The sequence below is a fragment of the Photobacterium frigidiphilum genome, assembly GCF_003025615.1.
Lineage (GTDB): Bacteria > Pseudomonadota > Gammaproteobacteria > Enterobacterales > Vibrionaceae > Photobacterium > Photobacterium frigidiphilum.
The window spans coordinates 1-12123 of record NZ_PYMJ01000064.1 but is presented as its reverse complement, the minus strand read 5'-3'; the positions used below and the strand labels follow the sequence as shown (position 1 = coordinate 12123).

14 protein-coding genes are annotated in these 12123 nt (G+C 36.0%); 6 read left to right on the top strand and 8 right to left on the bottom strand.

The features are described from left to right. Positions 1 to 809: ArdC family protein (locus C9J12_RS28835; RefSeq protein ID WP_107246711.1), on the bottom strand; the 809-nt coding region annotated here is incomplete at its 3' end. A 529-nt stretch (positions 810 to 1338) separates the two neighbouring features. Between C9J12_RS28835 and C9J12_RS28830 the strand changes: the two genes are divergently transcribed. Continuing rightward, positions 1339 to 1998 carry an AAA family ATPase gene (locus tag C9J12_RS28830; RefSeq protein WP_107246708.1) on the top strand — a complete coding sequence of 220 codons (660 nt, stop codon included), beginning with the start codon at positions 1339 to 1341 and terminating at the stop codon, positions 1996 to 1998. Next, entirely contained in the window at positions 1985 to 2335 is a 351-nt protein-coding gene (locus C9J12_RS28825) for a hypothetical protein (protein WP_107246705.1), read from the top strand. The genes C9J12_RS28830 and C9J12_RS28825 overlap by 14 nt, the downstream gene beginning before the upstream one ends. A gap of 124 nt (positions 2336 to 2459) precedes the next feature. Here the strand turns inward: C9J12_RS28825 and C9J12_RS28820 are convergent, their stop codons facing one another. Both C9J12_RS28820 and C9J12_RS28815 read right to left on the bottom strand, forming a co-directional pair. Further along, positions 2460 to 2798, bottom strand: a complete 339-nt coding sequence (locus C9J12_RS28820) for a hypothetical protein (protein ID WP_107246703.1) — start codon at positions 2796 to 2798, stop codon at positions 2460 to 2462. A 27-nt stretch (positions 2799 to 2825) separates the two neighbouring features. Next, the gene (locus tag C9J12_RS28815) at positions 2826 to 3413 is read right to left on the bottom strand and encodes a DUF2913 family protein (protein WP_107246700.1); all 588 of its coding nucleotides are present in this window, start codon (positions 3411 to 3413) and stop codon (positions 2826 to 2828) included. Between the two features lie 522 nt (positions 3414 to 3935). On the opposite strand from C9J12_RS28815, the gene C9J12_RS28810 reads away from it, so the two are divergent. Genes C9J12_RS28810 through C9J12_RS28795 form a run of 4 tightly spaced genes read left to right on the top strand, consistent with a single transcriptional unit; the run spans position 3936 to position 7755 of the window. Beyond that, entirely contained in the window at positions 3936 to 4904 is a 969-nt protein-coding gene (locus C9J12_RS28810) for a hypothetical protein (RefSeq protein ID WP_107246698.1), read from the top strand. Continuing rightward, positions 4825 to 5394 (top strand): hypothetical protein, encoded by a 570-nt coding sequence (locus C9J12_RS28805; RefSeq protein ID WP_146150130.1) that lies wholly within the window; start codon positions 4825 to 4827, stop codon positions 5392 to 5394. Before C9J12_RS28810 ends, C9J12_RS28805 begins: the two co-directional genes overlap by 80 nt. Next, on the top strand, positions 5391 to 6857 hold the full coding sequence (locus C9J12_RS28800) for a ParB/Srx family N-terminal domain-containing protein (protein WP_107246692.1): 1467 nt from the start codon (positions 5391 to 5393) through the stop codon (positions 6855 to 6857). Before C9J12_RS28805 ends, C9J12_RS28800 begins: the two co-directional genes overlap by 4 nt. A 28-nt stretch (positions 6858 to 6885) precedes the next feature. Then, positions 6886 to 7755: a DNA adenine methylase gene (locus C9J12_RS28795; protein WP_107246690.1), complete on the top strand. Its 870-nt coding sequence runs from the start codon at positions 6886 to 6888 to the stop codon at positions 7753 to 7755. A gap of 177 nt (positions 7756 to 7932) precedes the next feature. Here C9J12_RS28795 and C9J12_RS28790 read toward each other — a convergent pair whose 3' ends face one another. From C9J12_RS28790 to C9J12_RS28770, 5 genes are all read right to left on the bottom strand, one after another. Beyond that, positions 7933 to 8991: a ParA family protein gene (locus tag C9J12_RS28790; protein WP_107246687.1), complete on the bottom strand. Its 1059-nt coding sequence runs from the start codon at positions 8989 to 8991 to the stop codon at positions 7933 to 7935. A 69-nt stretch (positions 8992 to 9060) separates the two neighbouring features. Further along, on the bottom strand, positions 9061 to 9306 hold the full coding sequence (locus C9J12_RS28785) for a hypothetical protein (protein WP_107246685.1): 246 nt from the start codon (positions 9304 to 9306) through the stop codon (positions 9061 to 9063). Positions 9307 to 9608: 302 nt separating this feature from the next. Then, a complete protein-coding gene (locus C9J12_RS28780) occupies positions 9609 to 9986 on the bottom strand; it encodes a hypothetical protein (RefSeq protein WP_107246682.1) in 378 nt (125 codons plus the stop codon). A gap of 960 nt (positions 9987 to 10946) precedes the next feature. Beyond that, positions 10947 to 11204 (bottom strand): hypothetical protein, encoded by a 258-nt coding sequence (locus tag C9J12_RS28775; RefSeq protein ID WP_107246679.1) that lies wholly within the window; start codon positions 11202 to 11204, stop codon positions 10947 to 10949. Positions 11205 to 11668: 464 nt separating this feature from the next. After that, on the bottom strand, positions 11669 to 12010 hold the full coding sequence (locus tag C9J12_RS28770) for a type II toxin-antitoxin system RelE/ParE family toxin (RefSeq protein ID WP_107246677.1): 342 nt from the start codon (positions 12008 to 12010) through the stop codon (positions 11669 to 11671). Positions 12011 to 12123 lie beyond the last annotated feature (113 nt).

The window sequence follows — 12123 nt, the reverse complement described above, 5'->3', positions numbered from 1 at the left end:
ACCAATTCTTCGAACGCATAATCTTTTGAGCCAAAGCTATTTTTTAAATCACGATCTAAACGGCTTTTATGACCAGACCAGTGAGTCAGTTCATGCATGGCCGTTGCGTAATAATCGCTAGACGATGCAAAACGATCTTTCGTCGGCAACGTAATCGCATCATGACTCGGCGAATAGAATGCCCTCACACCTAAATGGCTAATCGTCGCACCTGTCTGCACCATCGCGGCTTCAACGTGATCAAGTGTGACAAAGTTACCTTTAACTGTACGCGCCTCACTGACGCTCACAGAGGGCTTATCAATGCTCTCTATTTGATCGAGATTGAAGACCGTGAAGGATTTCAACATAGGGATCATGTCTTTTTCGCCCTGGTCGTTATCTTTTTCTAACATCTTATAAAAGATGATTGCCGTGCCCTTTTGCCCTTTGATCACATTCCCGCCTAACTCGGCGGCTTGCTTGTAGGTTAACCAGTAAGGACTTGAGTACCCTTTCTCGACAATTTCAGACCATAACAACAGAATATTCACGCCAGAATACTGGTGCTTTGTTTTGAAATTCATGGGTAACAAGGTGCATTCCTGCGTTCTGTCCCACGGGCACACCCACGGCTTAACCCCCTTTTCTAACGATTGAATAATACGGTCAGTGACAATCTGGTACATGTCTTTTGCCACTTTTGCCACACGACGGGGCTTGCGCTTTGAAGAGACATTTTTGTTAGAGCCTGACTGCTCCAGCGGGGATACGCTGGTCGCCTGTTGCTGCTTAGTGATTGTTGAGTTGATAGTGGTGGAATGTGTCATGGCTGTGCTTCCTGTTTAAGTGGATGTTCATTTCCGTTCTTCGCCTGACTGTTCGATTTCTTACCATCGTTCTGCTTTACAAGGGCGCGTAGCGTTTATATACCCTTGTGAATCAGGTTGTGGTGAGAAACGATTAACAGGCAGTAGCGGAAAGGGAAATGAATGGACACGCAGGAAGTACAATGACGCATGAGACCGGTAGCGACGATTACAAACACTTAGCAGGGAAAGGTGAAAGCTCTTGATGTTGTGAGTTCGACGGTAGGAGAAGGATTGCTGTTGCGTTGGGTGATTGTTCACAGGAATCGAGCACCCCTTAGCAACTCGTTGCTTTTAGGGATGCCGGTTATCGTGAGAGGAGCTTGCGACGGAATGAACCGAGTGAATACGAGAACGCCATTTTAATTATAAAATCAACAATATAGAACCATACTGAAGAACACACCCATAATAAGATAATAAGATAATAAGATAATTGACATATTAAGATAATAAGATAATACTGTGCATAATTTATTAAGGAGGATTTATGGGAAAAATAATACTACTAGGACATCAAAAGGGTGGCGTTGGTAAATCAAACACAGCCGTCAACTTAGCTGTCGCTATTGCTAAAGAACAATTCAAAGGTGAAACAGATCGAATTCTTTTAATTGATGCCGATCCTCAAGCAACGTTATACCGATGGTCACAACGTCGTGATGAAAACAATGAAGTTAACTCATTCCCATGTATTCGCCTTGATGGAAATATCACAGCTCAAGTTAAACGAGAGGCTGAGAAATACGATTACGTAATTATTGATGCCGCAGGACGAGATAGTAGAGAAATGCGAAGTGCAATGCTCGCATGTAACATAATGCTTATGCCGACCAAAGCCAGTCGTGCTGATTTAGAACTTCTTGAGCACATGGCTGAGACAGTGGAAACAGCAAGAGACTATAACTCAAACCTTAACGTCAGCGTGTTTATCAACATGGCTCCAACAAATTCTCAAGCAGAAAAACTTATAGCCAAAAAACTACTCGCCGAGTTTCCAGAATTTAAGTTAATGAATACCGTTATTTCAGAACGAAAAGCACATCGAGACTCATTTTCTGAAGCTGTCGGAGTCCATGAATGGAAAGACAACAAGGCTAAAGCAGAAGTAAGCTGCTTACTAAAGGAGATGTGTGATGAACTTATCTAGGAATTCAATTCGTAAAAGCGAGCAACACGTAAAGAAAGATCCCACAGCATTCATCGAAGGTGCAGACGATACAAAGCAACCAGAGCCTATTGTAAAACCAGCTGGACGCCCAAAGACAAATAAAGAGTTAACAAAACCAGTGTCTATATCACTGACCAAAACAGACCAAGTCAAACTTGATAACCAGGCAAAGCGTTACAATATGTTGTCATATCAACGTGATAATACCAGCGAAATAAACCTCAACCGCTCAGACATTGTAAGGTTGATGGCTAACTACCTTAATTCAATGGAAGACTCTGAATATCTTACACTGATTAATAAGATAATAAGATAATAAGATAATAAGATAATAAGATAATAAGATAATATCTTAACTAAAATCACTCAAATGTGTCTAGCTTTTTGTGTTTTAGGCACGAAAAGGCATTTAAATATGGTTGAAACTTCGCCAGCTTATTTTAATCAATAGCTGGTTTTAGTTTTGCGTAGTGAGCCCCTAACCACTTTAAACCGCTATCAGTAAAATTAACTTGAACCCTTGCACATTGACCTTTCCCTTCTAATGCCATTACAACACCATCTCCAAACTTAGGATGATTAACGAATTGACCAATTCCATATTCAATTTCATAATCAAGACTAGCATTAAGATGACTAATCCTATGCCCACTCCAGTCTCCCGAATGTTTAAAGAGGTTATGCTTAGCATTCAAGCACGCTTCTGATTCACTCTCAGCAGGAACAATTATAGTCACTTCCTTTTCTACAATCGCCGTCACTCGATAGAACTTAGTCATTACTTAATTTTCCTCTATAGTTTTAAACTATTTAAAAATAATTGGGTGCAACTCAATATGTGCTTGCTTGGTCTTTTCATTACATTCTTTCAAAGTCGCGAAGAACAATTTAGTGTTATTGATGATTTCAACCAACGAAGAAACCGATTCATGTTCAATCAGCATCGATACTGGTGCAATCTGTTTTCCGTTCTCTTCAAAACAATTCTCTAGATGCTCCTTTAAAACATAAATCACACCTGACTCAGCCTTAACAGACTCATCAAACATCTTCGAATCAAAACCATGCTCATGTAAGAGTATGTTAAGTAAGTCATACAAACTCTGTGCATCATTTGCTTTCGCCTGGTAATCCAAAGACAGGGTGTAGAGTTCATTCAGCTTCGCTTCCAAATCTCCCCCTTTACGTTGGCCCGCCAAAACCATTCGCTTAATGTCACCCTTGATAACTTTGTATTCGGGTTGTTTTAGTTTCGGTTTGAGGTATTTACAAAGAAGAGTATTACGCTTAGCCAAAGGCACAAAATGATCATTACTTGCCACTTGGCCATACAGGTGCAACAAACTATTTTCGATCACATCAGAGAGGAGTTGGTGATAATTTTCTTTAGACAAAACGATGAGTACTCACAACAAATGGAATTCAACCTACAAGGAGAAATGGGGACGATCTCCTCAAAAATCAATCGATACAAAACTAGCATCATGGTAAACAGAGAAAAGTGATCGTTTTAGCGCTTTAAGGTTAAAAATACGGTTAAACGCACTTCTCGTTTATGATAACAACTTAGTCACAAAAATGTGGATAGCTCTGGCTTGGTAACTTTGTATTTTGAAAAGTAGAGGTATGATAGCGTTTGATTCAAATCACTTACACGCTTGTCAAAAACTTTATCTTCACACGTTCAATAACAAAAATTATGACAGAAATATTGACTTAATCACAAATACACGTATATAGGTGTACATGAATTTAGACAATTTATTTTGTTTTATATAAATTGCTCTTTGTAAAGATATTTTGCTCACTATTAGAAAGCTCATGTAGTTAGAGGCGGGAATTTGTTAAATAAATACAAGAGAACGGTTAACTTTTTAGAGATGAGCATCGGATGCTACCCAGGTGATGGGCCTATTATGGACTTTAGCCAAAATTGTGTAGCAGTTTTGGAGCTTTTACATCAGAAAAATCTAGCTATCTACTCATTTAACGATGACAAGTCTTCATTTAGAATTGCCAAATTAGAGAAAAAATCAACAACGCTTTCTATTCTATTCCAATATTCAAATAAGAATGCTTCTGATCCATCATTTTTAAATCAAGTCACGGGGGAAGTAAGAACGGCGGATAAGTCCTCAGATGAAAACCCCGCTCAATCTATTCATATGATAATTGATTTAAATTCAAGGAAATGTAATAGAAGTAATATCACAACAAATTTAGTATTAATTGAAGATGTACCCAGCATTGATAGACAATTACTAAAAAGTGGATTTAATTCTTTTTTTAGATCAATCGGTGAAAGTTATTGGGAATTTAACCGACAAAAAGAAAGTGGAAAGGAAAGTGTAGTTCAATGTAGGCCTTTATTTAGTTTTACTAATTTGGCCTCAGATGATCTTATATCACTTTTCAATACAAAAAAAATATCCACAATAAAATTAATAAAAAAGAGAACAACAGGATTAAATGATCCTGTAATATCTGAAGAAGAAACAGCAATAACATACAAAGTAGCAAAAAAAACAACAACACAAGCTTATGATTATATTATAGATAAAGTTATAAAGTTGGGTCGTGATGAGGGGTATTCTATATTAAAGTTTAACTACAAAGATGAACAAAACAAAAGTGGCACCGCAACATTTAAAAATATTGAATCACAACGCTTATCATCACTTGAAGCTGCATATTCAAAAAAAGAATTAATAAAAACTGACAACCCAATAATGCAATGTGAAGATGACTTTCATTATGAACTTCATCATAAAATGAAAAACACATTATTAAAGGAGATAGGTGTCAATGATGAAGAATTCAATAAAGATATTGCTAAGACCACTCAATTACATGAAGATATCGCACGAGAACAAATTCATAATTGATATTATAATTCCTTTATTTATTTCAATGATGACTTGTTTTATTTTATATGAAATGTCTTTTTCACACATTATTGGTGATGGGAAAATCATTGATAAGATAAGCTCTCTTTTGGGTATATTGATTGGGTTCTTTATTGCTTCATTAGCTGCCGTTTCAACTTTTGATCGGCCAGAAATGGATCACTATATGAAAGGAACACCACCAACATTAAACAAAAAACCGTTAACAAGTAGGCAGTTTCTATGCTACTTATTTGGCTACTTATCATTTATTACTATAATAACTATATTAACAAGTGACCTCATCAATGTATTTAGTGGTGCATTAATAATCATAACAAAAAACAATAGCCTGCTTGCTTTTGTTATATTTATGCCATACTTTTTCGTTGTTACAAATATATTAATGACTCTCTTTCTTGGTTTAAGCTTCTTAACTGATGATATACATAAACGAGAAAATACCATTATAAACAAGGTGTTAAAATGAAAAACTCTCTTATCAACATAAACAATTTAGAGCTGGATTTGGAAAATCCACGCTTTGAATCATCACTTGACAATCAACGAGATGCAATAAATAAAATGATTTCGTTACAAGGGAATAAGATATATGAACTAGCAAAAGATATTAGTATAAACGGGCTAGACCCATCAGAAAGTATAATTGTTTTTAAAGATAAAAATAGATATATTGTGGTTGAAGGTAATAGGAGAGTGACAGCAATTAAAATAATGCACACTCCATCAATGATAGATGATAAAAAAATAAAACAAAAAATAAAATCTTTATCTAAAAATAAGCTAAGTGGCTTATTAAAAATAAATAGCACAACTTATGAAGATGAATCATATAAACGTTGGATAGAATTAAAGCATACAACTGGCCATAAAGGAGCAGGTAGAGAGGCTTGGAGCCCAAAAGAAGCTGATACATATAAAGCTAGAAATGGTGATTCCTCTTTCAGCCATCAATTAATTACATTCATTGAATTTAATTCAATTTTTTTCAAAGAAATTATAGCAAACAAAAAATATTGGAGAATAAGTAACATATCAAGAGTTCTCTCAGATCCTCTTTGCAGAGAAAAACTTGGATTAAAGGTAGAAAATAACTTACTTTTTTGTACTGAAAGTCAAAATGTATTTAAAGACAAAATATTCAACCTCCTAATGATTATGTCTGAAACACAATCGGATGGAAGGCCAGTATTTACAGTTAATCGAATAAGAGCAAAAGAAGATAGAAAAACATTTTTCAACGAATTAAACATTTATAAAAGTAATGATTTAGTAGCCCCATGGGAAGTAAAAGGGAATACTGACAGTATCATCCCCACTCCAATATTAAAAACAAAAGATATATCTACAATTATAGAAAAAAGACTTGAAGAAGTAACTAGCAGCGATAGCAGTAATAGCAGCGATAGCAGTAATAGCAGCGATAGCAGCGATAGCAGTAATAGCAGTAATAGCAGCGATAGCAGCGATAGCAGTAATAGCAGCGATAGCAGCGATAGCAGTAATAGCAGCGATAGCAATAATAGCAGCGATAGCAGCAACAACCGAAATAATTTAGTACCTAGTAACTTTTCAATATCATCAACTAATGATTATATTAACAGCGTGTTTTATGAATTAAAGTCTTCCGATAATATTAACAATGCTTTCTATTCTAACCTTCTCCTTTTTGAGCTATTTATAAAATTAACAGTAAGTGAAATAAACAAAAGCCACAATGGAAATATTAAAGACAAAATAACCCATATAATTAACTCTTTACAGTTAAAATCGCCAAATTCAGACGAAATCATTAATGCAATAGGATTGCATTTCGATTATAATGGTGAGCTGATACACTTTTATAAAAAAGATTTAAATAATTACAATAAATCAAAGCTTATAGAGTCGTGGGATTATTGGGAAAATTTATTTAAGGCTGTTTATATATAAATTATTAAACATAACATTAGGAATTTGGATGCGCTTTTTTTCTCCTCTACGATACCCTGGTGGTAAAGGGAAATTATCATATTATATAAAATCAATTATAGTTGAGAATTCCCTGCATGATGGTACTTATATAGAGCCATACGCAGGAGGAAGCGCAATCGCACTAGAGCTACTGCTTGAAGATTATATGAAAAACATTGTTATTAATGATTATGACCCTGCAATTTATGCATTTTGGGAAACAGTTGTTAACAATAGTGAGCAGTTATGCTCTAAGATATCCACAACAAAAATTTCAATGGATACATGGAATAGATCTAAATCTATAATAAATAACATCCATGAAAATTCATTACTTGACATTGCATTTTCAACGTTTTTCTTAAATAGAACCAATCGCTCTGGGATCCTTAAGGCTGGAGTTATTGGAGGGAAATCACAATCAGGAAAATGGAAAATGGATGCGAGGTTCAACAAAATAGACCTTATTAGTAGAATTGAAAAAATTGCTAATTACTCATCTCGAATTCAAGTTTTAAATTATGATTGCGTAAAATTAATCGAAAAAAAAATAGTTAACATAAGTGATGATGCTCTCTTTTATCTTGACCCTCCTTATTATGTAAAAGGGCAAGTTTTATATCGAAATTATTACAATCATAGTGATCACATTGAAGTTATGAATGCTATATCTAAATCAAAGATAAAAAATTGGTTAGTTTCATATGACAACGTAAATGAAATAAAAGAAATGTATTCGAAATTTAGAAAAAAAACATATTCACTACAATATAGTGCACAATCAAAAGTATTAGGTAGTGAGGTGATGATTTATTCTGATAACATCAAAATACCTACCAATGTCATTGGTAAATATTCAAGTGATTTACTTAAATAATATTTGATAATTTTGCTATTCATCATAGGCATAGACAGGTACCTTCTTGTCTATGTATCTAGACTACCCTAGCAAGAATGGCTGCCGCTCGCCCAAGGCCAGCAATAATAGAGGTGAAATAAAGTCTGCGTATGTCATGGTAAGGAATTTCCTTACCATGACTTTCCTTACCATGAATTAGTCTATATTCCCAACAAGATCAACAATATTAGGTACTTGTTTATCTAATTGAGTTTGATTTACTGACACATTTTTACCTGCAATTGTTTTATTTCCTGCTGTAAGTCTAGATATCGGTATACCTAGAGCTCCAGAAACAACAGAAGCTGTATTTGCATCATTGACTTCATACTGGAACATATTTTTAAATGCTCGGCGATTATTTGGGGTAGAAGAACCATTAGGATGAATACAGAAGAGGTTAGAAGACCCTCCCCACACATTCCAAATTTCTTCTCCTATTTCATTAACAACAGTTTTAAAAGCTCCAGCAGAGGAGTTATTCATTTGAGTTAAACGATTACCGATATACATATATATTTGAGGAAGTGACATTGAATATCGATTGGAATTCAAATAAAACTCAGATTGTGGATCTCCACCATATCGCCTCACACCATAAGCAAGTGATAAAACGGCTTTTACTGACCTCTTAGAAGAACCATCAGCAGAAAAAGGAATTATTAACCTTTCTGCGGCTGTTAATGCTAATTCGGTGTATATAGAAAAACTAGGATTACAATCAATAAACACACAGCAATCTTCATCATTCCATGACGATTGTATATCTGCAATTAAATCACGGACCCAAAGATGAACAATACGCCATGCGTCTTGAGGTCCAGAAAAAGTAGCACTTGTAACTTTTGATGATTGAATTTCTAACTGTTCATCACCAACAACTAAGAACACATTGCTTGGTACACTATTATTATATTGAGATACATTTGTTATATAACTAGAACCTGAATTTGGGGATACGTAAGGGCTCATTATTCGATCATCAATATAACCAGAAATCGTTTTCCTTGGACTAGTTGTATGTATATCAGTTAATCTTTCCTCTCCTTTTTCAATACCACCAAGTAACATAGATGATGAGTTAGCTTGTGGACAAAGGTCTACCACCAATACTTTTTTTGTCGGATTTTGTCTCGCGTATTCAGAAGCTATTTGAAAAGTTAAATAGCTTTTACCTACTCCGCCTTTGTTATTCCATATTGCATAAATTGCCATGTAAAATCCTTACATTTACGACTTGTTAGTCATATTACAAAATAATTAAGTTGTACTGTTACAAAATTTTCAAGACAAGCTATTTACAGCTTCCATGACCCTCTTGTAATCATCTGTCCCTATAGGGTAAGAGGGGCTTCTTCTGCCTGAAACTACATCGTTATATTCCATTTGTATTTTTATAACCTCATGCCCTGTGTCGCCCCCCCAAATTTCAATCCCCATAGAAATTTTGTACTTTGTACCTGTAGGATGAGGCTCGCTTGCAACAACTCGAATAGTTTTTTCTGAATTGGGAAAATATGTTTTTGCCATGCAACCTCCCGTATAACTTTAACTATAGGACACCATGATACCCTATAGAGGCCATAGATATATACCGACTATATGTATTTTATTAACCCTCTCTATCTGCTTGTCCACCCCAAAAATGCTGTCAATTCCATTTTAAAATGTCCGTTTTTCATCCACAAAATCGGTGGATAACCAATGCTAGGTCAAGCGTTACAGGTAACCAAAATCATCACCCTGTAACGTAAAAAAGGCCGCCATTGGCGACCTTCTCGTGATTCTTACTTCGAGATTTATGTTCAATACGTTGATGCCTTAAACGTTTGTTATGCAAATAGGTCTGACAGACTCAAAAAGTATCCGATCGGAAAAGCGATGCAGGCAAATATGAAATGTAAGCCAAGCAATGGACCACGTACCCTTAATACGATCGTTATTACTGCGCCTCCAATTTGCAACACTAACCAAGATACGATACCTGCAACCCAACCAGAATAAGAGCCAATATATATCGCAGGAAGTACAGAACATGGAATAGAAGCAAACATAAATAGCGCAGAAATCGGATGCTTAATTATCAATGGAGAATTGATCCCATGAGGGTCAAGGCGATCTCGGCGTACTGCTTCCATCATTACGTTTCCTGCATAAACCATTAAAATAACAGCAAAGATACTACCTTGATGCATAAATTCATTGAACATTATCGCCCTCTCTAAAGATTGATATTATTGCCTAAATTGTACGGGATACCATATATCACAAACTAACGACTTAATCATAATTCCTTATTTTATAGCGAAAGTTTTGTCAGCGAAAGTTTAGTGTCCATTATGTTCAATAGCCAACTTAGTCACTCAAAACACACCTCATAACGCCTAGAAATGCCTTAGAGCTCATTTATCGACCCACCCCAAACCAATGCACCCATAAATACGCCGAAAGTTTGTGACGGTTTTGGGCCGATTTACAGACTGATCTTTCCCTCTGTGAACTTACACACAAATCATCAATAATGGTCTATTCTCACACCAATCACCAAAACCTATCAAAATAGAGAAATTAAAAGGCAAACTAAATTAATCGTTATTGGCGATTGATTACGCAATATTATTCAAAAAGTTATGTGTCACTTATGTATGCCATGCCGTCTGTTACATATAGGTTATGAATTTAGAGTATCTATGTGGCTGTCACCTCAGAATTAATCTCTAACATTTATTAAATGGATAGATGAATAATCGTGTATATTTCATGACACAAAATAACAGTGACCGCGTAACAACAAGGGAGTTTCCATTACTGGATAAACATAAATTACCGAACGTAGAAATTTTTGAAGAAAGAAAATCTCAAAAACGGATTTGGATAATAGTGAGTTTGGTTCACTTTTTCACCATACACTTAGGTATTTTGCAAAATGTTCAATGAGAAATGTAAGTTGAATAAGCCAGTAGTTACAATTTCAGATAACTGTTCAAGACAGATATGCGTCCGAAACCATTTCTAACTTGTGCGACACAACCCAAAAAGCCGACCGGGCAGAGTCAACTTTTCAGGGTATTAAAATTTTAGAACGCGCATTTAATACTTATTCAGTGTAGTTTTATTGGAATATTAATCAAGTACATGAACAATATCCGTGTAGCAAAAATAAGACCAAGTTAATTTTTGATTGTTGACCGTAAGCAATCAGCATGAGCCCTTGAAAAGAAGGCCAGCACCAATTCAGCTACACCTGAACCAATCCCATAGTAGTCGATACCAATGTGCACTACGTTATAGCGTTCAGCCTGCCATTGCCAGTTCAAACTGCACCATTCATGCTGCTCTATTACTCTGAAATGCGGGTATTGCTTATCAGGCTTGGCCAAAACATCGTATTTAGCCTGATCGCCTACAAATACGGGACAATCTTTCAACTTGAAAACACTAATTCGCAGTCAAAGAAATAATCAAAAGCCTCTGGACTATAGCATTCACGCTGGTTATCAACATCAATCAGCGTATACCGCCAGCAATAGCATCATGGATAGTAACTGCCAACGTTTATCGACACAAACTTGCGGATGTATACGGAGTGCATTGAGTTCAGGGGAAGGGAATCAACACGTTTAGGGTCGTCTCGCTCTTTTCACCATGCACCCGAGCAGACACTATAGACCTTATGCTGTTTGGTCGATGGTGTTGAGAAAACGGTGACGCGACAATGTGATTACGTGGCCATGGCCGAAGCCACTTCATAAATCGCATCGAATTTATGGCTCCAGAATGCCTCCTTGATATACATATCAAGGAGCTCGTAGAGATGTAACAAGTATCTGCTTTAACACACAATGGGCAGAAACGCGTTAGAAAAAAGGTCGCCTCAGCGACCTTCTCGTGATTATTTGTAAATGAGGCAATAATCTACGAGTGTCTTTTGCAAGTCCTGCTTATCGCTCAACAGCAGCAATACTGTGATCTTATTTAAGGTTTCATTGTACTCATAGAGCACCCTAAAACCATCCGCTGAAAACTGACGTATATCTGTGATACCAAACTCACTTAGCTCGCGACAGCGTGAGTAAATCTCAGGGTTGTCCGATACGTTATTTTCAAAACGATTAATAAGTACTTCCATCCTTTCGATAACCGCGTTCTCATCATTCCATTGAGAAAAATAATTAATGCGGTCGTCAATTGTGTTGTAACAAGTTTCAGTATAAAGGATTTCAGGTTGTGCCATTAAAAGAGCCTCGCCTTATTGTTTACGAGCCGCTAGTCGCTCTTTCAACGTTCCTGAAGACATTACACAACCGTTTGCCACATCAGACTTAGCAAAGCTAACCAGTTTAAGCA